This window comes from Flavobacterium sp. YJ01, assembly GCF_029320955.1.
Taxonomy (GTDB): domain Bacteria; phylum Bacteroidota; class Bacteroidia; order Flavobacteriales; family Flavobacteriaceae; genus Flavobacterium.
The window spans coordinates 3,599,288-3,625,369 of sequence record NZ_CP119757.1 but is presented as its reverse complement, the minus strand read 5'-3'; the positions used below and the strand labels follow the sequence as shown (position 1 = coordinate 3,625,369).

General features: G+C 29.3%; 23 protein-coding genes. 1 reads left to right on the top strand and 22 read right to left on the bottom strand.

Annotated features, from left to right (window positions below):
- The first annotated feature begins 26 nt into the window (after positions 1-26).
- Positions 27-1,163, top strand: coding sequence for a DUF4105 domain-containing protein (locus tag P0R33_RS15910; protein WP_276172152.1), 1,137 nt, complete (start codon positions 27-29; stop codon positions 1,161-1,163).
- Here the strand turns inward: P0R33_RS15910 and P0R33_RS15905 are convergent, their stop codons facing one another.
- The 22 genes from P0R33_RS15905 to P0R33_RS15800 form a co-directional block, all read right to left on the bottom strand.
- Positions 1,164-2,558 carry a sugar transferase gene (locus P0R33_RS15905; protein ID WP_276172150.1) on the bottom strand — a complete coding sequence of 465 codons (1,395 nt, stop codon included), beginning with the start codon at positions 2,556-2,558 and terminating at the stop codon, positions 1,164-1,166.
- Positions 2,559-2,615: 57 nt separating this feature from the next.
- Positions 2,616-3,965 (bottom strand): O-antigen ligase family protein, encoded by a 1,350-nt coding sequence (locus tag P0R33_RS15900; RefSeq protein WP_276172148.1) that lies wholly within the window; start codon positions 3,963-3,965, stop codon positions 2,616-2,618.
- A 12-nt stretch (positions 3,966-3,977) separates the two neighbouring features.
- Positions 3,978-5,066, bottom strand: a complete 1,089-nt coding sequence (locus tag P0R33_RS15895) for a glycosyltransferase (protein ID WP_276172146.1) — start codon at positions 5,064-5,066, stop codon at positions 3,978-3,980.
- Positions 5,063-6,181, bottom strand: coding sequence for a glycosyltransferase (locus P0R33_RS15890; protein WP_276172144.1), 1,119 nt, complete (start codon positions 6,179-6,181; stop codon positions 5,063-5,065). Before P0R33_RS15890 ends, P0R33_RS15895 begins: the two co-directional genes overlap by 4 nt.
- Positions 6,182-7,159, bottom strand: a complete 978-nt coding sequence (locus tag P0R33_RS15885; RefSeq protein WP_276172142.1) for a hypothetical protein — start codon at positions 7,157-7,159, stop codon at positions 6,182-6,184. It abuts the gene before it with no gap.
- On the bottom strand, positions 7,159-8,169 hold the full coding sequence (locus P0R33_RS15880) for a glycosyltransferase (RefSeq protein WP_276172140.1): 1,011 nt from the start codon (positions 8,167-8,169) through the stop codon (positions 7,159-7,161). The genes P0R33_RS15885 and P0R33_RS15880 overlap by 1 nt, the downstream gene beginning before the upstream one ends.
- Positions 8,170-8,173: 4 nt before the next feature.
- The gene (locus P0R33_RS15875) at positions 8,174-9,043 is read right to left on the bottom strand and encodes a hypothetical protein (RefSeq protein ID WP_276172138.1); all 870 of its coding nucleotides are present in this window, start codon (positions 9,041-9,043) and stop codon (positions 8,174-8,176) included.
- A gap of 5 nt (positions 9,044-9,048) precedes the next feature.
- Positions 9,049-10,638 (bottom strand): hypothetical protein, encoded by a 1,590-nt coding sequence (locus P0R33_RS15870; RefSeq protein ID WP_276172136.1) that lies wholly within the window; start codon positions 10,636-10,638, stop codon positions 9,049-9,051.
- Between the two features lie 51 nt (positions 10,639-10,689).
- On the bottom strand, positions 10,690-12,225 hold the full coding sequence (locus P0R33_RS15865; RefSeq protein ID WP_276172135.1) for a glycosyltransferase family A protein: 1,536 nt from the start codon (positions 12,223-12,225) through the stop codon (positions 10,690-10,692).
- Between the two features lie 7 nt (positions 12,226-12,232).
- Positions 12,233-13,381 carry a glycosyltransferase family 4 protein gene (locus P0R33_RS15860; protein WP_276172133.1) on the bottom strand — a complete coding sequence of 383 codons (1,149 nt, stop codon included), beginning with the start codon at positions 13,379-13,381 and terminating at the stop codon, positions 12,233-12,235.
- A gap of 1 nt (position 13,382) precedes the next feature.
- On the bottom strand, positions 13,383-14,264 hold the full coding sequence (locus P0R33_RS15855) for a hypothetical protein (RefSeq protein WP_276172131.1): 882 nt from the start codon (positions 14,262-14,264) through the stop codon (positions 13,383-13,385).
- Positions 14,264-15,697, bottom strand: a complete 1,434-nt coding sequence (locus tag P0R33_RS15850; RefSeq protein WP_276172129.1) for an MBOAT family O-acyltransferase — start codon at positions 15,695-15,697, stop codon at positions 14,264-14,266. Before P0R33_RS15850 ends, P0R33_RS15855 begins: the two co-directional genes overlap by 1 nt.
- A 3-nt stretch (positions 15,698-15,700) precedes the next feature.
- Positions 15,701-16,663: a hypothetical protein gene (locus tag P0R33_RS15845; protein WP_276172127.1), complete on the bottom strand. Its 963-nt coding sequence runs from the start codon at positions 16,661-16,663 to the stop codon at positions 15,701-15,703.
- Between the two features lie 14 nt (positions 16,664-16,677).
- The gene (locus P0R33_RS15840) at positions 16,678-18,105 is read right to left on the bottom strand and encodes an MBOAT family O-acyltransferase (RefSeq protein WP_276172126.1); all 1,428 of its coding nucleotides are present in this window, start codon (positions 18,103-18,105) and stop codon (positions 16,678-16,680) included.
- 21 nt (positions 18,106-18,126) lie between these two features.
- On the bottom strand, positions 18,127-19,527 hold the full coding sequence (locus tag P0R33_RS15835) for a UDP-glycosyltransferase (RefSeq protein ID WP_276172125.1): 1,401 nt from the start codon (positions 19,525-19,527) through the stop codon (positions 18,127-18,129).
- Entirely contained in the window at positions 19,527-20,648 is a 1,122-nt protein-coding gene (gene neuC / locus P0R33_RS15830; RefSeq protein WP_276172123.1) for a UDP-N-acetylglucosamine 2-epimerase, read from the bottom strand. Before neuC ends, P0R33_RS15835 begins: the two co-directional genes overlap by 1 nt.
- A 7-nt stretch (positions 20,649-20,655) precedes the next feature.
- A complete protein-coding gene (gene neuB, locus P0R33_RS15825) occupies positions 20,656-21,699 on the bottom strand; it encodes an N-acetylneuraminate synthase (protein ID WP_276172122.1) in 1,044 nt (347 codons plus the stop codon).
- Between the two features lie 123 nt (positions 21,700-21,822).
- Positions 21,823-22,467, bottom strand: coding sequence for a hypothetical protein (locus P0R33_RS15820; RefSeq protein WP_276172121.1), 645 nt, complete (start codon positions 22,465-22,467; stop codon positions 21,823-21,825).
- Positions 22,467-23,141, bottom strand: a complete 675-nt coding sequence (locus tag P0R33_RS15815) for an acylneuraminate cytidylyltransferase family protein (protein WP_276172119.1) — start codon at positions 23,139-23,141, stop codon at positions 22,467-22,469. Before P0R33_RS15815 ends, P0R33_RS15820 begins: the two co-directional genes overlap by 1 nt.
- Entirely contained in the window at positions 23,141-23,878 is a 738-nt protein-coding gene (locus P0R33_RS15810) for an FkbM family methyltransferase (protein ID WP_276172117.1), read from the bottom strand. The genes P0R33_RS15815 and P0R33_RS15810 overlap by 1 nt, the downstream gene beginning before the upstream one ends.
- A gap of 29 nt (positions 23,879-23,907) precedes the next feature.
- Positions 23,908-24,999 carry a glycosyltransferase family 4 protein gene (locus P0R33_RS15805; RefSeq protein ID WP_276172116.1) on the bottom strand — a complete coding sequence of 364 codons (1,092 nt, stop codon included), beginning with the start codon at positions 24,997-24,999 and terminating at the stop codon, positions 23,908-23,910.
- A 4-nt stretch (positions 25,000-25,003) separates the two neighbouring features.
- Complete coding sequence (locus P0R33_RS15800; protein ID WP_276172115.1) at positions 25,004-26,080, bottom strand: glycosyltransferase; 1,077 nt, start codon at positions 26,078-26,080, stop codon at positions 25,004-25,006.
- Between the last annotated feature and the right edge of the window lie 2 nt (positions 26,081-26,082).

The following is a 26,082-nucleotide window of genomic DNA, read 5'->3' as shown; positions in this document are numbered from 1 at the left end:
CATAAAATTCAAAAAAAAATTAAATCATGAAAACTGTCATTTTCAAAAAAACACTTTTTATTTTATTCTTCTTGCTAAGTTTCATTGGTTTTAGCCAAAGTTTACCTTTATCTAAAGATGCTAAAATAAGTGTTCTTACGTGTGGACTTGGCAACGAAACCTATTCTTACTTTGGACATACTGGCCTTAGAGTTTCTGATCCAGGCAACAATTTTGATGTTGTGTACAATTACGGAACTTTCGATTTCAGAACACCCAATTTCGTTTTAAAATTTGCAAAAGGAGATTTACAATATTTCGCTACAGTTCACTCATACACAGATTTTTACAATGAATACACATATGAGAAAAGAAGCATTTTTGAACAAGAATTATTGATTCCGCAAGATTTAAAACAAAAACTTTTTGATGAATTAAATGCTGTTTTAGCTTCTGAAGAACGTTATTACACTTATAAATTTATTGATAAAAACTGTACTTCAATGGTTGTTGATGTTATCAATAAATCTTTGGGAAAGAATGTAATTACTAAAAAAGAAGATACCGATAAAACGTATCGTTCTATTTTATTTCCTTATTTTAATGGTCATTTTTACGATCAATTAGGAACAAGTATTATTTTTGGAACAAAAGTAGATCAAATGGGAACTAGAATTTTTCTTCCATTTGAATTGAAAAACAGCTTAGAAAAAACAGCTTTTCAAAATAAGCTATTGGCTGGAAAAAGCAAAACCTTACTAGAATTTACTAAAGAAACTCCAACATCTTGGTGGAATAACATTTATACTTACCTATTTATTTTGCTCTTTGTTATCTTCGCAAGAAGCAAAGGTGTTGACAAAATCTACTTTTTGATTTTATCTTTGATTGGAATATTCTTTGTTATTATGGGATTTTATTCTTTTCACCAAGAACTGGCTATGAATTATAATGTTTTACTTTTCAGTCCACTTTTATTGGTTTTACTTCTTTTCTCTGCTTTCAAAAACAAATTATGGACATATCGATTTTCGTTAATCAATTTTGTTCTTTTAGTGGTTTACTTTTTGTTTTTAATTAACAAAGCACACTTCTTTATTACGTTGCCCTTAATTATTACAAGCGGTGTGGCATTAGTTAGAACAGCCATTAGAAATAAAAAACCAATTCCTATTATAATTTAATTATTGACCGCGATAAAACAAAACTGTAGTAATCGTTTTTAAAGTAATGCTCAAATCTAGAAACACACTTCTATGTTTGATGTAATATAGATCGTATTGAAGTTTTATTAAGCTTTCTTCTATTGATTCTCCGTAAGAATAATTTACCTGTGCCCAGCCTGTAAGTCCTGGTTTGATTACGTGGCGTGTTTCATAAAGAGGCATTACACTTGCTATTTCTTCAACAAAAAAAGGTCTTTCAGGTCTTGGCCCAATTACTGCCATATCGCCCTTTAAAACATTAATAAATTGAGGTAGTTCATCGATTCTTGACTTTCGCATAAATTTACCAAAAGGAGTAACTCTTTTATCATTATGCATTGCAAAAACAGCTCCATCAGATTCTGAATTAGCTGTCATGGTTCTAAATTTATAAATTTTAAAAACTACGCCGTTTTTGCCAATTCGCTCTTGTGTATAAAAGAGGCTTCCTTTATTTGCGAAGTAGTTGGCGATTAAAATTATTGGAATAAAAACTAAGCAAATCATCAATCCGAAAAGAGAAAAGAAAAGCTCCATTATGCGAATCAATAACAAATATAACCTGTTGTTGTTGCTTCTGCTAAATGGGAAAAAACGATAAAAATCTCGTCCGATATATTGTACTGGAATTCGTTGCGTTTTGCTTTCGTAAACTTGTGTATATTCTCGAATTATATTTCCGTTTTCTAACAAATGAAGCAATTGCTGATACAGGTCTGTGGTAATTCCGTCTGTTTTTTGTGATGCAATAACAATCTCCGAAACATTATGTGTAATAACAAAAAGTTCTAAATCTTCTTTTTTTATTTCTTTTACATAATGAAAATCTAAATTTTGATCTGCTAAAGAATCTGAGTTTACAAAACCTATAATTTTATAATGCGGATCAACATTTTCGAGTCCTAAAACTAATTCTTCAACCTCGCTCTGATCGCAAATTAAAACTACATTTTGAACAAAACGATAAGAGGCTAGAAAATACACATAAAAAAATCGCCATATTAACAATGAACTTAAGATAGCGAAATAAAAAATTATGATAATTAATCGTTGTTTAGGAAGTTCTGGCGATAAAACCGGAGTAAGCAAATATACTGTTACTGAAGTTATTGAAGTTAAAACAACGTTTCGTAAAATCTGAAATTGATTACTTGCTGTTTGCAAATTATAAATTTCGAAGATGTTTCCAAAAATATAAATATAAGCAACCAACAAAAAAGATTTTAAATATCTTCCGTCATCTAAAACATAATAATGATAGTCAAATAGAATGCTTAGAAAATAAAGAGCTGCAAAAACAAATATCGCATCAAAAAGATAAAGAAGAACTTTTCTTTCTGAAATTTCGAAATGCATTTTGCTTACTGTAGGCATGTAATATGGATTTTTTAAATCGATTGGGTTGAGACAAATGTATTGTAAAAAAAGAGATTAGCTATCAGCATTTTGCTTTTTTTCAGGAATCTTAATTTTAACAGAAAGCAAACATAGCGCATACACGAAAGCTGGAGCAGCAGTTCTCATTGCCGCGTGATTTATGGTTAATAACCAAAAGATAAAACAGGATAGAAAATATAAGTGCTGCCTATTATTGAGATAAAGTATAAAAGGAGTGACAAACAATATTAACAGGCCAAAAATCCCAAATATTCCATGTTCGCAAAGCATTCTGGTAATTTCATTATGCGAGGCTGCTTCTTCTTTCATTAACTCTAACCGTTTGTATTTGCTTAATCCAACTCCAACACCCAAAACTGGATCATTAAGAAATAGTTTTATTTCGGCATCCATAATTACCTCTCTTCCTCCTAAACGATCTTTTTTTTCTCTTCCTATTGCGTCTTTATTAGCATATCTTTTCTCAATTAATCCCGAAGTTTGAAAATAAGAATAGGTCCAAACTCCAACTCCTATTAAAGCGGTCATTGCGAATATAACAACAAACTTGCTTCTTCCTTTACCGTTTGAACTGTGATACAAAAAAAACAGCAGACAGCAAATCATTGCTACACCTGTAATAACTCCACCTCTTGAAAAAGTCACCAATGCTCTGTAGCTTATAAAAATTAATAGAGATGCATTTAAAATAATTAGTTTCTTTGATTTTGAAAATAACATCAACTGACTAAAAAAAACGAACATTCCAAGACCTAAAATAGTTGAAACTTGATTTGGTCCAAAACCTCCTGAAGTCTCAAAATTTGACTGTGTACCCGTTATCACATCTTTTACACTAGGATTGTATAAGAACAAATATACCGTAGTTGTTATGATAGGCATACCTATTGCGATTATGATATTTTGAAAATCAGAAAATAAAATGTTTCTTTTAATTGTATATAGGGAAGTTACGGCTAAACACACAGGTCCAGATAAATTGAAAAACAAAGCTTTTTTTATGTCTATAGAAGGATCTGAAACAGCAGTAGTTATTAAGATACCTGGAACTAATAAAACTAGGAAAAAACAATAAATTAATCCGTTACTAAAGAAATTACTGTAGAACATTCCCATTAACATAAAGAAAGTCACTGCGAATTTCACATATTCATTGTTAAAATTACCTCCTGTCATTCTTAAAAAAACCTCAGCTCCAACTAAATATGCAGCCACCAATAAAACTTCGTTATTTCTGTTTCTTGTCTGATAGACGATGCCAAAACCAATAATAAGAATTAATGCACTATAAATTTTTGATAAAAAAGGAACAACAAAAACAGCCATCGCTATTAAAGCATGAATAATGATTAAGGCTAAGTAGCTGAATTTTGTATTTTTCATTGATCCGTTTATTTACTTTGCAAAAGTAGTCAAAGATTTTAACCACTGTAAATACTCATTCAAAATTGATTTTTCGCTGAAATTTTGTTCTACAAAAGATTTTAGGCGGCTTCCTTTTTCTTTTCGCAAATCTTCCTCTTCGATTAGTTTTTCGATTGAATTTACTAATTGATTTACATTATTTGGTTCAATTATAAAACCTTCATTTTCTGAATAAATTATTTTTGGAATCTCGCCTACACTTGTTGCAACGACTGCCAATCCTGACAAACCATATTCGAGAAGAGCCAACGGAAGTCCCTCAGAAAGTGATGTTAAAACTCCTATTTCAGATTTTTCAAGCAACTTTTGAGTATTATCTAAAGCTCCATAAAAGAAAATGGTATCATTGAGTTTCAGCTGATTTACTTTACTTCTTAATTCTTTGCTGTAAGCGTCATTAAAATCTTTTCCGACTAAATGAAAAGTCCAGTCTGGAAATTTTTTCTGGATTTGAAAAGCGCCTTCAATTAATAATTCGTGATTTTTTTGAGGACGTAAATTAGCAACACAAATAATTCTTTTCCCATCGAATCCTTTCAATTCTACTGGTTTTACAACTGTATTTGACTTCTGGATAAAATTAGGAAGATAAATTATTTCTGAGCATTTCAAATAATTTTCAGCCCATTTTTTAAGTGATAAATTCACAGAAATAATTCCTGAAAAAAAATAGGAACTCCATTTGAGAATTAGATTTTTTCTTAATTCTAAATTTTGCGAAATTCCGTAATGATCATGCCATATAATTTTAATTTTAGGCATTATAAACTTAATCAAAACAGCAATAAAAAACGAAGAACTATGCGCCTGAATTATGTCAACTTTATTACTTTTTAAATAGTTTTTTAATCGAAAAACAGCTTTTAAATCGAAACTTGATTTTTTTTCTAGAAATAAATAAGAAACATTTTCATTGATATAATTTCGAAGCAAACCCTCTTTTCGAGTAGCAATTAAACCCGAAAATGCAATCTCATTCGATAACGAATTTGCGTAATTAACCGCCATTCTTTCTGCACCTCCAGTCTCTAAAGAATCTATAATTTGAACAATTCTCATTTGAACAAAAGTTTTTTTATTTCTGTTTCAAAAAGTTCCAATGTATAATGCTGAGACCAAATTTGCGCGAGAAAACTTTTGTTTCTAAAATTATTCTCATCAGAAATTATGTTTTCAATTTGATTAATGTCTTGATTTAAATCCATTTCTAATAAAACACCTCTATTTCCGAAATCAAGCATAAAAGGAACACATGAAATTTTTGTTGCCAATGGAACGCATCCCCAAAACATTCCTTCAGCAATAGCTTTTGGCCAGCCTTCACTTTTTGATGGCAATATTATAAAATGACTTTTCTGATAGGCAATCTTAACTGTTTCTTTATTTCTATTTCCATGAAGGAAGATAAAATCTTGCAAATTATTTTTTCGAATATAGTTTTGTAAACTTTCTTTTTCTGCGCCCTCGCCATATAAATTTAAAATTACCGATTTGCCTTTATTTGCTAATTTTTCAACTAACTTTATTGCATACAACGGATTCTTACCAGAAACCAAACTTCCTACAAAGACAAAATTAATTACTGAATTTAAACTTGTTTTAGCAACAACCTCTTTTTCTGAATCTGAATAAGTTGCTGTAAAAAATGGTTTTATATTTTTAGATTGATTTTCCCAATTTCCATAAACAAGCACTTGCATATTTCGAGTCAAAAAAGTGTTGCTTAAAATCCATTTTTGAATATTGTAAGTGAGAGGCTGTTTACTTTTAGTATCCCAATTACCAGCGTATTTGGCTGTTTTAATTTTATTCGGAAATAAAATCTGGACAAAACAGCCAATTAATCCCATATTTCCTGGGCAACGTAGATGGATGTGATCTGCGTCTTTCATTGCAAAAAAGACTTTCCAAAAAATAATTGGCAACTTCAAAACCGAACTGAATATTCTGCTAAAAGTAGTAAAGCTAAAATCAGGCACTTTTCTAAAATCTATTTTCTCATGTTTATAAGAACTTTCAATAGCGGTTGGTAAACCTTTTTTTATTGGAGCGACAATAATTACCTCATCAACGTATTTAAACCAAATATTCATTTCATGAACATAAGGAGCATAGCCAAAATAATTATTAGCTTGCTGAGTATGATTAACATGTGTAATTATCGTAAAATTCATTTATTTACTAGTCAATTTTTCAATTACCGAATGTGGCGCTAAATATTCATCAAAATATGCTCTGGCTTGCGATTCTAATTTATTCTTAAATTGCATATTAGACTTGATTTTGTGAAGAGCGTCTCTTATCTCATCAGCATCATTAGCATAGACTAAATGTTCATTATTTTTTAATTCTGCTGGCAACAAATTATAATGATTTGTTGTGATAATTGCCTTTCCTAAAGCTAAAAATTCTCCAAGTTTCCATCCATGACAAGATAAAACTGCGGGAGTATTAAATACTACCATAGAGTTTTTAATTTTCTTTAAATAAATTCTTAAAGGTATTGTTTGTGAGTACACTAAACTATCGTATCCTAAATTATCTCCATTTACTCTTGCAGCAAAACCTCCTTCAAAATTAATTTCTTCAAACTCTTTACAAGTCTTTATAAACAATGCTCTATTAAGATTAGTTTCTTTTTCGTTTTTCCAAATGCTATTCATAAAGAATACTTGGTTATTTGAAGATTGTGAAGGTTTATAATCTTTCAAATAAAATCTCTTATACTGCCTCCAATAATTAGCAATAAATTCTCTCTTATTAAAAATTGTCTTTCTAAATCTTAAAAAATTAAATAACAGGAAATAAGATGCATTAAAAAGATTCCAAATTTTAATTCCGAAACTTGGTCCAATTGGTATAATCTTCTTAGCACTTCCTAAAGGTATGTAATTCTGATTGTAATTTATTTTCCCATAAACATCACACCATTGCAGTAATTCTGCCTCAATATTCGGTTTGTCAGTCGAATCAATAATTACTTTCTTAGAATGTTGTTCACTTTCTATTATAAATGCGAATGCACCTTGCCTTAATTTCGGAAATTTTGATGTATTAAATCTATAATTCCCGTAAACTTTTTTAATACCTTCAATGTAATAAGCATCGTAATGTACATCACATAAACCATATATATATACTTTACTTTTCATTACTTCTTTTTAGGTTTATTAAAAAGCAAACTCCACCAGCCTACAGTTCTGCCAAATGCTTCAGTTAATGGAACTTTTTTATTTTTTTCTGTTAGAATGTTGCTAAATCGAATTGCTGTAAGTAAAAGAGTAATCGCATTCCATTTAAAACGATCATTAAATTTTGGATTTGGATTTTTTACTCTCCATACGTACCAACCGTTTCGCACTACCATTTTACCGTATTTATATTGATTTGGTCTGCCAGACGAAGCGTGATAATGAGACAATCTTGCCGCTGTATTTAAGTACAAATTTCCTTGTTTTGCAACTCGTAATGAAAAATCGGCATCTTCATACAATCCGTAACCTTCAAAATAAGTCGAAAATGAAAATGTCTTGAAAATAGATTTTTTAAAAGATGATACTCCTCCCATTAATTGCTCAACTTGATATGTTTTATCACTTGGAGGCAAAAAACCTACGCTTCGTCCATGAGAAAATCCTGGAGAAAACCCTGGTGGACAGTCACTATCCAAATTTATTTTTTTTCGAAGTACAAATCGGCTTCCGTCTTTTCGTTTCCAACCGTCGAAGCAAAATTCTCTAATTGATGGAATGTAATTTTGATCTACTTTTTCCCATTTTGTTTCATTGTCTATATAACCACCAACTCCCAGAGCATCGGGAAAAACTTGATATGTATTTAATAAACACTCAAAATATTTATTTTTCAATACTACATCATCATCCAGAAAACATACAATTTGCGAATTAGCATCTACTTTTGAAATTCCATAGTTTCGCTGTCTTGTTAAACCTCGATCTTTCTCCTCTACGTAAAAATATTTTAATTTTTTTATATTATTTTCTTTTAAAATAACTTCGGTTTTATTGTCTAGAGAACCATCAACAATTAAAATCTCATCAGGATATAAAGTTTGTTCCTGAACCGATTTTAATAAATCTAGCAATGGTTCAGGTCGCATATAGGTACAGATAATTAACGAGAAAGAAGGTGACAAATTCATCAATTTAAACTTTTAAAATCACGAAAATATTTCCAGCCATTAATTCTTCATCCGAATATTTGATATAATCTTCGTGAAGTTTAATTTTTTTAAACAGCTCATATTTTTTTGATTTCTTATCTAAAGCTTCATATTCTAAATGAACAATTTCATAGTTATATTCTCTGAATATCTCCAAAAATTGCGGCAATCTTAATCGATTATGATAATCGTATTTGGTTCTAATATTACTCCACTGGTCTTCACTATATTTCAAAAAATCCTGAGCAGAAATACTATGATCACTATGTTGTCTTAAATCGCTCGGTGAAATAAAATGAATGACGTAAGTACCTTTTTTATACTCCTCTTTAATCTTCTTGTGTAAAGTTTCAACATCCTTTCCCTTCATATGAGAAAGAACATAACGCGAAAAGACAACATCAGCAACTGGAAGATTATTCTCTACAATATTATAATTAGGAAAATATTCAATTCCATACGGAAGATTATAATTATTACCCAAATTAATTTCTATACTACAATTGTACCTCTTAGAAAAAATATCGTTCAGTTCTACAACCGTTTCTTTTTTAAAATGTTTATTAATATCAAAAGTGAGAACTTCTTTTGCATTAAACTTATATTTAAAAAAGTAAGGCATGCTTGGAAACCATCCGGATCCGAACTCAAAAATAGTTTTGTCTTTCAAGTCGATATTTAACTCTTTCAACACTTTTGAAAGCCTAAAATATGTAGACTCTACACTATTCAAACGATCTTCCAATGTAGACTTATCAAAAAAACTTTGAATTTTATGGTAGCAAAAATCGTCTACTTTACTTGGTAATAAAGCAATTGTTTTAAATAAAAGGGTTTTAATTTTATGATTCATTATGGTTAAATTGCTTTTCTAATTTCCAATGGAATATTGTTCTTTTCAAATATATTACCATCCAAATCTATATCAAAAATTATTTTGTCAAAACCTTTCCAGTATTGTATTAGTTCAGTAAGTGTCGGATTCCAGATTTCTCTATTTTTGATTTTATTTCCTAGATAACCAAAGTTTTCCGAGACTTCTAAATCTATCGTTTTTGAATCAGCAAACAATTTTCCTTGATGATATTCCATCGGAACCGAAAAATAAGTGTGAGCTATAAAGACACCTTTTTCAGCTATTAATGCATTGATATTTTGTTTTGATAAAGATCTTTTAAAATCAAGCATTTCTAAGGTTTGAAAAATATAAAACTCTTTATCTCCTATCCTATTTTTAAAAACTATCGGCGAATATTTTGCTAATTTATAAGGTTTATTTTTAACCTTTTTCCAAAACAAAATTACCTTAAAAATAGATGTTCCTAGTGCAAGGATATTTTTTACAAAGGGGAAAAGAAACTTTACTTTCTTCTGAAAAACAATTTTCTTAAAATTTCCTGCCGTACTCTGATATTTCAGAATCATATTTTCATCATTATAATAATGAAAAATAATATTCTTAATCATAAGCTGCATTTTCTTGACAAGACCTAAATCTTTATTTCCTTTTTTAAAACTTGCCAAAGTAAAATGCATATTATTTAATTGATTTATAACTCCTTTTGCAGAAGTTCCAGAATCTACATAATTCCAAAGAACATTAATATTTTTATCTTCTAAAATTTTCCCAAACTTTTCATTTGTCAAATTATTTTTCTTCAGAAGAGAAAAATTATAAGGCTGATATCCATGATCAATCCAGACTTTAAGATCCGTTAAAGGCGGAACAAATTGCTCAAAATCGTTAAAGCTTTCCATTTCACTTTTAATAGATTGTGAAAGAGAATGGTAACATAGTTCATGTCCGTCATTTTTCCATTTTAGAAGTTCTTTTTTATCATTTTCAAACGATGCATTATCAGCTCGTTTTGAAAAATGATTAAGAAAAAAACCTTTTGTAACCTTAACATGATTTTCTTTGAAGAATTTTCTTTGAAGGGCTAAGTTTTCGGCAGTATCAAAATCGCAATGATCTGTAAAACAAGCTATAGCAGAAAACGGATATTTAGATCGGCTAAATTCTAAAGCATAATTCTCAGGAAATAAAAGTGCTGGATTTTCAGAGAAATGAAAATTCTTTCTTGACGACTCAATACTCTTTCGATTATTGCTTCCTGTATAATTAGTAATTGGTTCAGAAAAATTAGGATTGAAACGCCAAAGCAAAACATGAGGCTTTTTTTTATTTATCTCCCAAATTCCAGAATGTATATTAGCCTGAACCAATTGTCCACTTCGTAATTTTATTATTTTAGGACAAAATTCGTTGCCAATTCTATTTTCATTGCATTTTACCCAAGCATAATCGCTGTTTCTAAATTCTACAATTGGTGCGTCAAATACGATTTCAATATCAAAAGAATTTATATCGGTAAAATTTCTGTTCATGATATCAATAATCAACTTATGCTTATGATTAAAATCAAAACCACAAGTTTCTTTTTTCAAAGAGCTAATTATTGAAATCGTTTTTATCAATTTTTCTTTAAATAAAAATTATTATTTTAATTTTTCTGCCCAGTATACACTAGACTTCCACTGTTCACTAAAATTTGAAAAATATTTTATTGGGTTTTTAATTTTCTGAAGTTTGTAAAACTTTAAAAAAAGAACTGTTTTATAACCGTTTAATTGTTGTTCTTTTAAATTCATTTTTTTGTACAACATTACGGTAGGTGATGGTTTTGGCTGAATTATATCTTTTGTCCAAGCTAAAACTGGCTTAGTTCTAAAACCACCTATTGGAGCTTTAAGATGAATTATTTCTGGCTTTGGCGAATATAAGATATCAAATCCGGAATTTCTTAACTGAGCACCAAAATCGCTGTCTTCGCCATAACCAAATTCAAAACCAGTATTATAGAAAATATTTTTCAAATTTTTAGCTCTAACAATACTACATCCTGATCCAAAACCATCCCACTGAATCATGTGTTTTTCTTTTTTGCTTTCGAGATAATTAGGTTCATAACAGCCAAAAGTTATTTGCTCAAAACCTTCTTTTTCTATTACTTGAAAAGCTTTCTCCAAAAAAACAGGCTCAATTCTAATATCATCATCGGCCATAAAGATCCATTCACTTTCAATGTTTTTCAATCCTAAATTTCTTGCATTGCAAGCTCCTGCCTGATGTGTAAAAATATGTTTTATAGAAAATGGCCATTCTTCATTATTCAAATAATCAAGCTCTGAAGCACTATTTGAATCTGGATTTTGTTCGATGACAATTACATTTTTTGGCAGATATGTCTGCTTTGACAAATCTTTTAAAACATCATAAAGATATTTTTTTCGACCAATTGTCGGAATAATAACATCAGTAGTTTTTGCAACGTTAACTGTCTTATTTGACTTTGCAATTAATCTATCCAATGCATTGAGCTCTAAATTTCTTCTTTTAAAAAACAGACTAATCAATAGAGAAAAAACAGGTAGTTTTTTTTCGTATAAAAATAAATTTAAAAACAACAAAAAAACCCACCTTGTTCTGTAATGCTGTTTTACAAACCGAAACATTAAAAAATTATTTTTTTTATGTCTTTGTGAAATTGTAGAAAAATCTTTTATCAATAATGGCTCTGAATAACATAGAAGACCATTCAATATTGCAAGTTTAGCAAATGAATGTAAAAAATAATCAAAATCTGAATCTAATTTGATTTTACCTTTTAGTAGTTCTAATACCGAAGTATGAATTCCACCTACATCACCGCTCATCATCCATGTAGGATACTTAACCTCTTTTTTTACATTTAGGAAAATTGATTCATCAACATAGCCAATTGCATCTGATAAAAAAGAATTTGCCGATACATCATAGGAAGCTAATATGTTATTGTGATGAAAAATTTCTTCAAATTTCGAGAGGTTTAAATTTGATTTTAAATCTAAACGACACCAAATTATAAGTTCATTCGGGAATTTTTCGGCAACTTGAAACAAATTCTCTCCAATGTTTTTTTGAGAAAACTCGATAGTCTGTCCCTTAAATGCGACTTCAACAACTTTATTATTTTGATGAAAAACAACGATCACTTTACTCCTATTTTAAGTTTAAAGTCTTTTGGTAAAAATGAATATTTTCAAGTACAAGGCTACTAATATCAAATTTTGCTTCGACTCTTGTTCTGGCATTTTTTCCTGTCTCCAGAACGAGTGTTTCATTAGACAACAATTGTTTAATTCTTTCCGAATACAGCTCATGATTTGAGGGATGAACCAAAAAACCGCTTTCTTCATCTATAATAAGTTCTTGTGCCCAACCAATATTACTATTTACAACTGCTTTTTGCAGAGCCATAGATTCGATTGTAACCATCCCTAAAGTTTCTGCAAAGGTAGGAAACACACATACATTTGCTTTTCTTATATAATCTTGAATTTCATTGTATGGAATTTTACCCAAATAATCTACAGAATTTAAATCTTCCTTAAACAAGGTTTTCATAAGCTCCCATGTTGATTTCGAACCTGTTTTTATATCAGACGAATCGCCTCCTATTAAAACAAGTCTAGCATTTGGAAAATCATTTTTGACTTTATTAAAAATTTCGGGTAATTCCAGAACTCCTTTTTTTCTGATTAAAGTACCTATGTACAAGATCAAATCTTTATCAAATTTTAAAGGTTTATCATTTTCAAAATTTTCGAGATTTAATCCATAATGAATTGTTTTAATCTCTTTGTTATTTATTTTAAAAAGTTTCTTTGAAACTTCGCCTGCAAATTTTGTTGGTGCGATAAACGTTTTTGCTTTATTTACCGCTAATTTCTCAAACCAGAAATTTTTAAGTTTTTGTTTTCTATTTTCTAAATGACAAAAATAAGTATCACTTCCATGGAAGCGAATTATTAGAGGAATTTCGAATTTCATGAAAGCCGTAATGCCCGTCCAGTCTGGAGCTTCCAGAATTTCAATTTTTTCTTTTTTTATAACAGCATTGCAGTATTCCTGAATATGTTTTCTATGCAAATACCATCCTAAAAGGGGATATTTTTTATTTTTAATAAGATGAATTTTAACTCCATTATCATCTATTATTTCTTGAACAGATTGTCCGTAAACAAAAATGGTGATGACATTTCCTTCCTTTTGCAGTGCAATTGCTAAATTTTTTATACTCGTGCCTATTCCTGCTGCGTGCGCAACTTTAGAATGAGAGTATTCTGAGGTTAGAAATGCTATATTCATCTTATTTATTAAAAAAATCTTTTATAATTTTTGCTGTAAAAATTCTTGCTCCAGCATCTGTCATGTGTCCACAAGAAGAAAAATATTTATCTTCGATTACTACGTTTTCATAATTATAAATTTCTGGATAGGCTTTTTTTACTTTATCAAAGTAATTCATTCCCACAACATTTTCGCACATTGGCGTCATAACAGCAATAAAATTGATATTGTTTTTTTTACAGATATTTTTAATTTCCTCATAATATTTATTGTGAGGCAACGGATTTAAATTAACAATATTATTTTTCATATTGCCATTTTTGTGCTTTTCTAATGGATAATAACCCAAATTGTCCTGTGAATTTGTTTTCTTATGAATAGCACTAAAAAAAACTTCTCTTATACCTATTTTCCCATCGTATTTTATATATCTATAAAATGGAATATAATAGAGCTCGTTAAAATCACTTTCATTCTTAAAATGATCTTTTATAATTGTAGAATTATGAATAAAGGGAATAAACAGAGATCCTATTCCTTCTGCCATTTTTTCGTTTGATAAATTCAAATCTGCCTCCAGAATTACATTTTTGATCTCGTATTTTCTTTCTATCATCAATTTCAACATTAAGGAAGCTTCAAATAAATGTCCGCCGCTCATTCCGTAATTAAATGTTTTTAGTCCTTTGTCTTCAAACATTTGAGAAACAAAATGATTATTGGCTCTAGAAGATCCTAAAATAACGACATCATATTTTTTTGCTTCAGAATTTACTACCGCTTCGATTTTTCCGCGATTTTTTGATTGCATAAAAATATAAGTGTATAAGCCGTCTAGTAAAACTGCAATTAAAATTGTTACCAGAAAAATACTGATTATGTAGAATAAAAACTTTTTCATTAAAATTGGAAATAAATAAACTCTTTGTAATCTGAATAAGTTCCGAAAGCAATTATAGCCATAATAGCTAATGCCATTTTCAGCATACTTCTTTTCCCCGAAATTGGTTCCACTTTAGTTCTATTATTCCATTCCACTAAAACAAATAAACCAATCATCACTAGTAGTTCATAATTATATCTTTCGTTTTCTAAATATTGAAACCCAAAGTTTCTATCTGTTATTATTCGTTTCAAATATAAAATAGCATCTGTAATTGTTCTGGCTCTAAAAAATACCCAAGCAATACAAGTTAATACAAAAGTCGTTAGAATACTAAATAATACTTTTATAGAATCTAAATTCCACTTTAAAACAACAGAATCTATATTGTTTCTATTGCTGTTGGATAATAATAATGGCAGAAAATAAACGGCATTTATAAATCCCCAAACGATGTAAGTCCAATTGGCTCCATGCCAAAACCCGCTGACGATAAAGATGATAAAAGTATTTCTGATTTTCATCCAAAGTCCGCCTTTACTGCCTCCTAACGGAATATATAAATAATCTCTAAACCAAGAAGAAAGTGAAATATGCCAACGGCGCCAAAATTCTGCGATATCTCTTGAAAAATAGGGATAATTAAAATTTCTCAATAAATCTAAACCAAATAATTTAGAAACCCCAAGTGCAATATCTGAATATCCTGAAAAGTCTCCATAAATCTGGAAAGCAAAATAAATGGCTCCCAAAATCAAAGAAAAGGAATTCATTGAAGGATAATGATCAAAAATGGCATTTGCATAAACCGCACAAGTGTCTGCAATAACCACTTTTTTTACTAAACCCCAAACAATTTGATAAACACCTTCTTTAGCCTTTTCTAAATTAAATTCGCGTTTTACTTTTAATTCTGGCAATAAATGCGTTGCTCTTTCAATTGGTCCTGCAACTAAAAGAGGAAAATAACTCACGAAGAGAGAGTAGTCTACAAAATTGTATTCGGCTTTTATTCTTTTATAATAAATATCAATTACATAAGACAAACCATGAAAAGTGTAGAATGAAATTCCGACTGGCAAAATAACATTGAGCAAAAACGGACTTACTTTAAACCCGAAAGAATTGAACATCTCTGCAAATGAACTTGCAAAGAAATTATAATATTTAAAGATTCCCAGAAAACCTAAATTGACCAAGATACTAAGCCAAAACCAAAATTTTCGTTTTTTATCAGAATCACTTTTTTCAATTTGTATTCCGGTGAAATAATCCAAAAATGTGGAAAAAACCAATAAAAAAAGAAATCTCCAATCCCAGCAAGAATAGAAATAGTAACTCGCAACAATTAACAAAGCATTTTGTGTGCTTTTATTTTTATTGAAAACAAACCAATACAGAAAAAAAACGATTGGCAAAAAAATGGCAAAAGCCAGAGAGTTGAAAAACATGAATTAATTTAATTGTTCATTAATTTTTGCTGAAACTTTTTTAGAAAACAAATTTGCACCAGTTTCATTTAAGTGAAATGTATCATAATAATATTGATCATGATTTGAAATATCGTCGTAAGCCATATCAATGAAAATAAAATTTTTATACTTTTTTTGCATCAAATACAGCTCCTCAACTATTGTTTCTCTTTTCAGATCATAGCTTTTATTTAATCTCATTTTGTTTTCAGGCATCCAGACAAATATAAGTTTTGAATCTTTATCTAACCTCGAAAAATAAAAATAAATCATTTTGTGCAAAATGTCTATTTCTCTTTTATTTTCTAACTTTAGTTTAGTTTCTGGTATCTTTTTTAAATTATGATAATCTATTTTAAAAATTCGGTCTTGCGGACAATAGCCCTTAAAAGTGGTTGCATTTTTCTTTGTTGAATTTGAAAAATTAGCTACTATTCCTTCTTCAAGCATTTTAAAACTCTGATTGTATTTCAACAATGGAATAATCTTAAATAAATTAAATTTATTTTCATATTTCCCCACTAGAGAATTAATATCTTCATTGTAAACGAAAGGATAAAATTGTGATACTTCTGGAAGTTCTTTATTTTCTCCAAAATGTGCTAGATCAATATTTTGAATAACAATCTTAGGTTTCTTATTTCTTTTAATATAGGTGTCAAATTTGTATTGCTGTAATTTATAGCATCCTGCATTAAAACTTATATTGAAACAATCTCTTTTTAAATTGTCTCCAATAATGTGAGAATTGTAACCCACAAATCCACGAGAAGATCCATTAATAATAATATCACTATTTATTCTCCCATTGACTATATTATCCCAATCATTATACTGCGTATTTTTAAGATTTCGGAAACCATAATCTGCCAAATATTGAATTCCGAAGGAAACAATATAAGTCATGGCAACAATTCCGATAATATATTTGAGAAAAAATTTCATTTTATTAGCACTATTTAGAACTGAAAATAAATGAATTTACTTTGAATATCAAATTGTCCAAATAACAAAATAAATATTAGTGTTGTAATGGTTTTAATTCCTGAATATCTATCAAACAAAGGGCATTCTTTTTTTCTGTTATTCCACTCAAGTAAAATTAAATAAGGCAAAATAATTATAATTATATAACTTATCTGTTCTTTTAAACCATCTAGATCAAAAGAAAAGAGCGTAATTCTTTTAATGTATTCAAATGCCATATGTATATTTTCAGATCTAAAAAAAATCCAAGCAATACAGGTAAGACCGAAGGTAAATAGAATATTGCAAATCATTTTTAAAGAAGAAAAATTAAACGAAATAGCTTTTTCTTCCATATTATTTCGGTTTGTTTTTATTAAAAGTAAGGGTAAAAAATAAAATGCATTTATTGCTCCCCAAGCTATATAAGTCCAATTGGCTCCATGCCAAAATCCACTCAATAGAAAAATAATGAAAACATTTCTTATTTGAATTGCTTTAGAGCCTTTGCTTCCACCTAATGGAATATAAACATAATCTCGAAACCAAGAAGATAGCGAAATATGCCAACGACGCCAAAATTCAGCAATGTCTCTTGAAAAGTAGGGATAGTTGAAGTTTTTTAATAAATCAATACCGAATAATTTAGATACTCCTAAAGCTATATCTGAATATCCTGAAAAGTCGCCATAAATTTGAAAAGCAAAATATACAGTCCCCATAATAAGAGAAACCGAATCCATTGATGTGTAATGATCGAAGATATTATTAGCATAAACAGCACAGTTATCTGCTATAACTATTTTTTTAAATAGTCCCCAAATAATCTGTAGAAAACCTTCTTTTGCTTTCTCTAAATTGAATTCACGTTTTATTTTTACTTGTGGCAATAAATGTGTTGCTCTCTCAATTGGCCCAGCAACTAATAAAGGAAAGTAACTGACAAACAAAGAGTAATCTATAAAATTATATTCTGCTTTTATTCTTTTATAATAAATATCAATTACATATGATAAACCATGAAAAGTGTAGAATGAAATTCCGACCGGCAAAATAACATTGAGCAAAAACGGACTTACTTTAAACCCGAAAGAATTGAACATCTCTGCAAATGAACTTGCAAAGAAATTATAATATTTAAAGATTCCCAGAAAACCTAAATTGACTAAGATACTAAGCCAAAACCAAAATTTTCGTTTTTTATCAGAGTCACTTTTTTCGATTTGTATTCCGGTGAAATAATCTAAAAATGTGGAAAAGACTAGCAAGAATAAAAATCTCCAATCCCAACAAGAATAGAAATAGTAACTCGCAACAATTAACAAAGCATTTTGGGTACTTTTGCTTTTATTGAAAACAAACCAATACAGAAAAAAAACGATTGGCAAAAAAATGGCAAAAGCTGTAGAATTAAAAAACATTAATATTTTAATTTTAACAAATTAGTTTAAAATTTCTGTTATTGCTTCCCATATTCTGTCTGAAGATTCTTCAGCTGGATGGTCATTAATAATTTTGAACCATTCTTGTGCATTTTCTACTGTTTGATCAGATTGTTTCAATGTTTGCTTTATTTTATCTGCAATTTCATCTGAGGAGTTCAACCAAACGACTACATTTTTATTAGGCATTGAACGAAAATGTACATATTTATAAATTTTTGAAACAGACCAATATTCATCAATTTTATTTTTTACATCGTAGTTTAAATAAGCACAAGGCTTTTTAAAACAAGCAGAATCAAAAACCATTGATGAGCCAAGATTTATAACCATTTCGGAGTAAAAAATTGTGTTTGATAATAATTTCACATCCTCTTTAGTCGGTAAAATAGTATTCCAATCTTCGCCAATCTTTTTCCATATTGGATCAACGGCAGTAATCAAATCTCTGTTTTTCTGCAAAACAGCATCATAACGACCAGAAAAATCTACTGGACAGCGTCTGAAAATAATTCCTAATGATGTATTATTATCTCTTTTATTTATTTCTCTAACTGCATCTGCGACATCAGATAAATATTGAGAGTCGTCTGGACAAGTTGTTATATCATCCCCTGAATAACAGATATATTTCCTGTCTAAATCTAATTTATAGTCATTAAAAAACTGAATTCTATCAGAAAGAATACTTTTATCAAAATGACTTTCAAATTGCGGTGTGCCGACAACAAATATTTTTTTTTCTTCTATATAAGAATAATACTTAAGAAGTTCAGATTTCATATGATCACTCCAAACAAAATAATAATCTGTTTCAATTACCATTGTTGCCTTTGGTAGATTATCCCACGAGAATATAAAAGTTCCTGTCGGAATTTGAAGTTCTTTTGCTGCAAGTATTGGTGCTATAGCTAATACCGGTCTTTGATTTGTACAAAATACAAAATTTGGTTTTTCAATTCTTAAGGTTTCTATACATTGCTTATAGAAATTTGTTTTCTTCTCTCTATTTTTTATTACATCTCTAACTTTTTTTAATCCCTTTTCAGAATTGTAAGCTAAAATCAAAAATCTTGTAATATAACTTTTAAGAGAAGTCTTTATACTTTTGTATAAAAAAGGAAAACGGTAAGTATCATAAACATTATCATTTTCTCTTTTTTTGTTTAGATTTAATTCTATGTGCTTCCTTGCATTTTTATAACTATCCGTTAAAGTATCCGATTTAGCTTCATTTATTTTAACTTCATTAAAACCTAAGTTAGTCAAATCAAATGGAGTATTATTCCAGTAGGTAATATCAAATTTCTTTTCTATTCCTATTTTATAAAAATTAGAAAATGCAAAATTTCGGAGTCCAACTCCGTCTGGTAGAAGAATAAAAATTTTTTTATTAGGCATTAACTGTCTCTAAATTGTTTCTGATGATTGAGCTGCCAGATATCCGATTTCTGTAGACAACTAAGAAATAATTCTGCACTATTTCCCTGCCCAAAATCATCATCTGATTTTTGTACTTTATGAGAATCGATTATGGAAAGTGCTTCTGCGATTTGTTTTTCAGAATAATCGACATTTATGATATCGGCATGAATTGCTCTGTTTTGCTGCCTGGTACCAATATTAATAATTGGAATTCCATAATAGGGAGCTTCTCGAATTCCGGCACTACTATTTCCTATAATGAATTGGCTATTTTTTAAAAGTGTTAGAAAATATTCAAATCGAAGAGAAGGAAAAACTCTAAATCGTTCATTTGATTTTAGTTTATCATAACTATCTAAAACAAATCGACTTCCTAAATCATTGTTAGGATAAATAACAATATAATTGTGGTTGTCTTTTAGTAAAGCATGGACAAAGTTTTCTGCATACTGTTTCATGTTTTCGATCTCTGTAGTAACGGGATGAAACATAACTATAGAAAAGTTTTCGAAAGGAATTTTATAATATTCTTTAACAGTATTTAAATCTGGCAACTTATCGGAAAACATTATATCTATATCTGGCGAACCAATGGTAAATACAGATTCTTTTACTTCCCCCATTTGAATTAATCTTTTTGCAGCTTCTTGGTTTGAGACAAAATGAATATGACTCAATTTACTAACACTATGTCTAATTAATTCATCTACCGTTCCAGATACTTCGCCTCCTTCTATATGAGTAACCAAAATATTATTTAGTGATCCTACAATAGCACCTGCAAGAGTTTCTACCCGATCCCCATGCACCACTATCATATCAGGTTTTACAGTATTGCAATAAGCAGAAAATCCTTCAATAGTTTTAGCCAGAGTCAAATCCATTGTCGTTTCGTGGGTATGATTAACGAAAGTATGAATGTTCTTAAAATTACATCGCTCGATTTCTATTAAGGTATAACCGTATTCTTCTTGCAAATGCATACCGGTAACAAAAACAAAAACCTCAAATTCTTTTTGTTTTTCAAGAATTGAGATTAATGATTTTATTTTTCCGAAGTCGGCTCGGGTTCCTGTTAAGAAAAGGATTTTTTTCATTGATAGCTTACTGAATATCTTCCCAAATTAATTGTTCATCATTTTCAATATCTCTTGTTGCTGATTTACCAATTATGTCATTAAAACTTTCCGCCAAGATTTTTCCTGTTCCAGGTCTTTTTACCCAAATATTTTTCTTTGTAAAAGTTTCGCCTTTTTTAATTGGAGCAATCGAACAAACTGTTGCAAAAGCAAAGTCGATTGTTACCTGTTCTTCATCTGCTGGTTTTTTTGATCCGCCACGCATTTGCGCAATTTCAACACTCGAAATAATTAATTCGCGACAAGCATTTTCATCCATACTGCACACAATATCTGGACCTGTACGCTGCATATGATCTGTAAAATGTCTTTCTAAAATGCTTGCACCCAAAGCAACAGCTCCTAAACAAGCATTATTATTTAACGTGTGATCGCTTAAACCAAAAACTTTATTTGGAAAAGCTTGATGCAATTCGACCATAGCTCCAAAACGAACCAAATGAATTGGAGTTGGATATAAGTTTGTTGTGTGCAATAAAGCTACAGGAACATTATATTTATCAAAAACAGCCACCGCTTTTTGAATACTTTCAATCGTATTCATTCCTGTACTTAAAATTACAGGTTTTCCAAAAGAGGCAATATGTTCTAGAAGCGGGTAATTATTACATTCTCCCGATCCAATTTTGTAAGCTGGAATATCAAACTTCTTTAATCTTTCGGCTGCAGCACGAGAAAAAGGTGTCGAAATAAAAATCATTCCTTTGCTTTCTACATAATTTTTAAGTTCTAATTCTTCAGCTTCATTCAGTGAACAACGTTCCATTATCTCATAAATAGAAACATCTGCATTGCCAGGAATTACTTTTTTTGCAGCTCCAGTCATTTCATCTTCAACAATATGTGTTTGGTGCTTTACAACCTCAACTCCCGCTCTTTGAGCAGCGTCTACCATCTCTTTAGCAACTTGAAGAGAACCTTCATGATTAATTCCGATTTCAGCAATAACCAAAGGTGGGTAATCTGGTCCAATTTTTCGACCTGCAATTTCTATATATGGATATTTCATTTTAAAAAATATATAACGTATTTAACCTCTAAATGTATAATCTTTTTTCTTTAAAATAAATGGCTATTCCTAAGAATTTAAAATATCTTTAAAGGTAGTGACATCAAGAATTTATAATAAAAATTAATTATTCCACTTTCTAATTTTTCTTTTCATGAAAGTAGAAGCTTTTTCTTTAAACCAATATATTTTCATCATCAAAGTTGGGTTTACAAAAATAAGCTGTCCTCCTCCTATATATGAATTCAAATCTCTTCCTTCATGTGCATATGTTGGATTCTTTTTTAATGTAATCACATTTACATATAAGTGATTTGGAAAAATATCAAAAATTTTTTGGGTTTGTTCTTTTCTGTCTCCTTCTACAAAAAAAATAGTGCTAGTCTCTGTAAACTTCTTAATAAACTCTAAACTATCATCAGAACCATCAATAATAATTAGCTCAAACTTTCGGGCTGGCACTTCTTTAATTTCAGAAAACAGTTTGATTTTATTAAAATGAATTACATTTTTACTTAATGCATTTAAACAAAACTCATTTTTCTCTGTCCCGAAATAATCCAACCCTAAACTTTCTTTCTGATCCAATACTAAAATGGTGTCTGAAACAGAACCGATTCCTAGACCTATTTCAAGTATACTTTTAACATTAAAAAAAGTAACCAATCTTAACAATGTTTCTAAAGCAAATTCACTGGCTATGTAATCACTCCCATCGAAAGAACAAAACTTTTTATAATTCTCTACGGCTAACTTTTTAATGTTCATTATTTATCATCTTTTTTGAATAAATATTCTGCATACTCAAAATCTTCTTGTGTATCGATATCAACATTGGCAAAAATATGATTTACTTCGAATGGAAAAGCATCTTCAGAAATAATTATATTGTCTTGAACTAATTTTCTTTTTGTAATATAAAGTAATCCATTTTCAAAGAAAAGAGGTTCTAAATCTTGGCTTCTTTGTCCAATTTTATAATTAAATGGAATAAATTTATTATAACTTATTTTCCCCAATTTTTGTTGATTTCTTGATACCGTAAATAAACTGTTACAGTTATTTCTAAGATAAATTGCAAATGCTTCTTCTAATAATTTTTCTGGCCTTAGAGGATTCGTTGGCTGCAACAAAATTACATTTTCAACATCACTATTATTTAAAGATTCTAAAACATGTTTCAATGTAGAAATAGTTGGCTCTAAATCTCCTGATATAGATTCTGGTCTATCAATCACTTTAGCGCCATAATGCAAAGCAACTTTTTTTATAGTTTCATTATCTGTCGAAACATAAATCTCATCAATAATATGCTTGTGGGCTTTTGCGTATAAAATACTATGTGCCAATAAAGGGATCCCTCCAAATAATTTTATATTTTTCTTTGGCAACCTTTTAGATCCACCTCTTGCTGGAATTATTACTATTGTTTTTTGTTTCATTATAAAAACAATAAAGTTTTAATTGCAATCACATCCCCTTTTTCTACAAATAACTGATATCCTTTTTTGTAGAATAATTCTTTCAAATCCTCAAACTGTTCTATCGCCATTGTATTAGAATTTAAACCATGTTCAAAATGAATAATTGATGGCGATATTTTATCAAAGTCAATACTTTTCAAAATATAATAATCATATCCTTCTGTATCCAAAATCAAAAGATCAACATCTTTTATATCATATTTTTCAATCAGAGCCAGCATTGACAAACATTTCACTTTTTCTTCTGTCAAGAATTCTTTAGGAATATTTGTTTTAAGATGGTGATTAGGATCAAAAGAAGCAATTCCTAGAGCAAATTCAGGAACACTACTTTCATATTCTTTAGCAATTTTATAAATAGTTGCCTCAGTCAAATCATTATGAATAGCATAATTCAACGGCACTATATTTGGATACTCTTTATAGTTGTTACACAGATCTCTAAAATAATCACTAACTGGTTCGACAACAAATCCTCTTACATTTGCTTTATTGTATTTTATGAACTCGTAAATAGGATCAAAACGTTTTCCATCATTTGCTCCTATTTGAATAAAATTTATATTCTTATTTTTAAGCAGAAATTGATATAATGCACTTTCCAAAAAATTAAAGTAAAATACATTACTAAACCTAAATCCCTTTTTTAAAATCTGGTCTTTGATTGCATTTTTTATCTTTTTTTTGAGTTTCATTTTCATTCAATTTGATTAAGTAAACTATACTAAAAAGACTTTTTAGCATTATTAATAATTTTATTCATTCCTGCATACCAATTTTGCATTGAGTACAAATCATTTGGTATTGTGTATGAAGACATTTCTTTTTGTTCTAAAAATTCTAAAATGGCATTTTCCCATTCTTCTTGAAAATTCGGCCTTTCAATCAATCTTCCTAGTTTACCATATTGCAAGACTTCAGGAACTCCACCATTTGCAGAAGCAATACAATAGCATCCACAATGTAAGGCTTCAATTAAACTCAAACCAAAGCCTTCATGGCATAATGTTGGAAATAAATAGCAGTCTGCCATTTGATAATATTCGGGCAATTGATCATTTGGAATTAAACCTAGATATTCAACTCCATTAATAGGTTCTCTAGGTTCGCATCCTATAACCAATAAAATAATATCTTGCCTTTTTTCATAAATTCTTTTCCATACGTCTAATAAAATATGTAATCCTTTCTTAGGACGGTCTTGTGAACACCAAAGAAAGATTTTTTTATTTAAAAAATTTCTCTCTTTCTTCAGAACTTCTTTCTCTATTGGAGAAACTGGATAGAATTTAGCAGTATCAATTCCGTTATGTAATACTGAAAATCGTGTTGGCAATACTGTATAATATTCTTTATGGGCCTTATAACTATCATTGGTTAATAAAACCATTTCATCTATATTTTCAAAAAACCACCTACTTCTAAAATTCTCATAAAAAGGAGGAAATCCATGATAAAAGAACTGAAGATAGCAGTGTTTTCTTTTTCCTTTTTTTTCTAAAAAATCAACTAATGGTTTTACAATTCCGAAATTATCAACAATCTGTATAATGTATCTTTCTTGCGTTTCTAATAATTTTTCAATTGTTTTTAGATAAGTTAAATATGTTTTTTTTCTTAATCTCTTTTGTATTTTCTCTAAAAAACTATTTGTTACAAAACGATACTCTACTCTTTCAAATTTGTTTTCTGGTTGCTCGCATACTACATAATCAATTAGATGATTATTCTCTAAATAATTCTTATATAATGTAGTCCAGCTTCCTATTTTATTATGAGGAAGAGGAACTTGTGAAATGAGAATTACTTTTGGCATATTACTATTTTTTAATTTTGAAAGTTATATTTTCAAGATCATCGCTAATTTGATATGAGTATGGGAAATAATTATAGAACGAAATAATGTGAATAAGGAATAAATCATTTATTTCTCTCAAAGTATATCTTTCTGCCACTTTTCTTCGTAATATTTTTTTGAGCAGATACTTAATTTCTAATCTATCTATTTTTCCTTTCTTAATTTTTACAGCTAGTACCTTTTCTTTTGAATTTGGCAGTTCATTGTATAAAAAATGATTAATCTTTGATTTTTCTCTAGACAATATTTGCGGATCTATACCTTTTAACTCTTCAAAATCTGAAGGTTTTATTACTTCACCCCAACCTTCTTTATTAATTTGAGAAACCTTATTTCTAAAATTAAACCACATATGATTATTATTTAGCTCTACAATTCCTCTTAATTGCAGTTCTTGACTTATCTTTTTAGTCTCTCTTGATCTAAAATTTTTATGCCATTGGTGAAGCAATAATAGTTTACTATCATTATAAACAATATCACATCCCACATTTTTCAATCTATTATGAATATCAGTATCTTCTGCTCCCCAAAAATGAAAAAACTCATCAAATCCATTTATTAAATGTAGCTTTTCAACAGGAAATAATGTCATCCCAGTTGCGTTTTCATCTGTCAAGAAATTTATTTTGTATTCTTCGAAAGGAACTTCTTTAAGACTTTCTTCTTTGCTCAAAAAACCAACCTGAAAATACGTTGCTATATTAACAACTTTCTTTTCATTTAATATTTCTATAAAGTTAGGATGAAAAATCATATCAACATCAGCTATAAAACAATAATCTGAAGTGACTTTTTTAATTGCAAAATTTAGTGCTTTAGATTTATTCCAAATTTGAAATTCAGCATAAACATAATAATGCGTACAAAAAGAAAAACTCTCAACAGTATTTTTTACTTCTTGCGCAGTTTTTATTTGAGAACCGTAATCTATAAAAATCACATTAAAATTCTTATTGGTTTGAAGGCAAAGAGAATTTAGAGATTTTCTAACTCGATCTATTTCACGATTTCGAAAAGAATATATTATAGTTATCACAA

Excerpts from the sequence above, each read along its gene's own strand:
- P0R33_RS15910 (WP_276172152.1), top strand. The coding sequence starts at position 27 with ATGAAAACTGTCATTTTCAAAAAAACACTTTTTATTTTATTCTTCTTG.
- P0R33_RS15905 (WP_276172150.1), bottom strand. The coding sequence starts at position 2,558 with ATGCCTACAGTAAGCAAAATGCATTTCGAAATTTCAGAAAGAAAAGTT.
- P0R33_RS15900 (WP_276172148.1), bottom strand. The coding sequence starts at position 3,965 with ATGAAAAATACAAAATTCAGCTACTTAGCCTTAATCATTATTCATGCT.
- P0R33_RS15895 (WP_276172146.1), bottom strand. The coding sequence starts at position 5,066 with ATGAGAATTGTTCAAATTATAGATTCTTTAGAGACTGGAGGTGCAGAA.
- P0R33_RS15890 (WP_276172144.1), bottom strand. The coding sequence starts at position 6,181 with ATGAATTTTACGATAATTACACATGTTAATCATACTCAGCAAGCTAAT.
- P0R33_RS15885 (WP_276172142.1), bottom strand. The coding sequence starts at position 7,159 with ATGAAAAGTAAAGTATATATATATGGTTTATGTGATGTACATTACGAT.
- P0R33_RS15880 (WP_276172140.1), bottom strand. The coding sequence starts at position 8,169 with ATGAATTTGTCACCTTCTTTCTCGTTAATTATCTGTACCTATATGCGA.
- P0R33_RS15875 (WP_276172138.1), bottom strand. The coding sequence starts at position 9,043 with ATGAATCATAAAATTAAAACCCTTTTATTTAAAACAATTGCTTTATTA.
- P0R33_RS15860 (WP_276172133.1), bottom strand. The coding sequence starts at position 13,381 with ATGAATATAGCATTTCTAACCTCAGAATACTCTCATTCTAAAGTTGCG.
- P0R33_RS15855 (WP_276172131.1), bottom strand. The coding sequence starts at position 14,264 with ATGAAAAAGTTTTTATTCTACATAATCAGTATTTTTCTGGTAACAATT.
- P0R33_RS15850 (WP_276172129.1), bottom strand. The coding sequence starts at position 15,697 with ATGTTTTTCAACTCTCTGGCTTTTGCCATTTTTTTGCCAATCGTTTTT.
- P0R33_RS15845 (WP_276172127.1), bottom strand. The coding sequence starts at position 16,663 with ATGAAATTTTTTCTCAAATATATTATCGGAATTGTTGCCATGACTTAT.
- P0R33_RS15840 (WP_276172126.1), bottom strand. The coding sequence starts at position 18,105 with ATGTTTTTTAATTCTACAGCTTTTGCCATTTTTTTGCCAATCGTTTTT.
- P0R33_RS15835 (WP_276172125.1), bottom strand. The coding sequence starts at position 19,527 with ATGCCTAATAAAAAAATTTTTATTCTTCTACCAGACGGAGTTGGACTC.
- neuC (WP_276172123.1), bottom strand. The coding sequence starts at position 20,648 with ATGAAAAAAATCCTTTTCTTAACAGGAACCCGAGCCGACTTCGGAAAA.
- neuB (WP_276172122.1), bottom strand. The coding sequence starts at position 21,699 with ATGAAATATCCATATATAGAAATTGCAGGTCGAAAAATTGGACCAGAT.
- P0R33_RS15820 (WP_276172121.1), bottom strand. The coding sequence starts at position 22,467 with ATGAACATTAAAAAGTTAGCCGTAGAGAATTATAAAAAGTTTTGTTCT.
- P0R33_RS15815 (WP_276172119.1), bottom strand. The coding sequence starts at position 23,141 with ATGAAACAAAAAACAATAGTAATAATTCCAGCAAGAGGTGGATCTAAA.
- P0R33_RS15810 (WP_276172117.1), bottom strand. The coding sequence starts at position 23,878 with ATGAAACTCAAAAAAAAGATAAAAAATGCAATCAAAGACCAGATTTTA.
- P0R33_RS15805 (WP_276172116.1), bottom strand. The coding sequence starts at position 24,999 with ATGCCAAAAGTAATTCTCATTTCACAAGTTCCTCTTCCTCATAATAAA.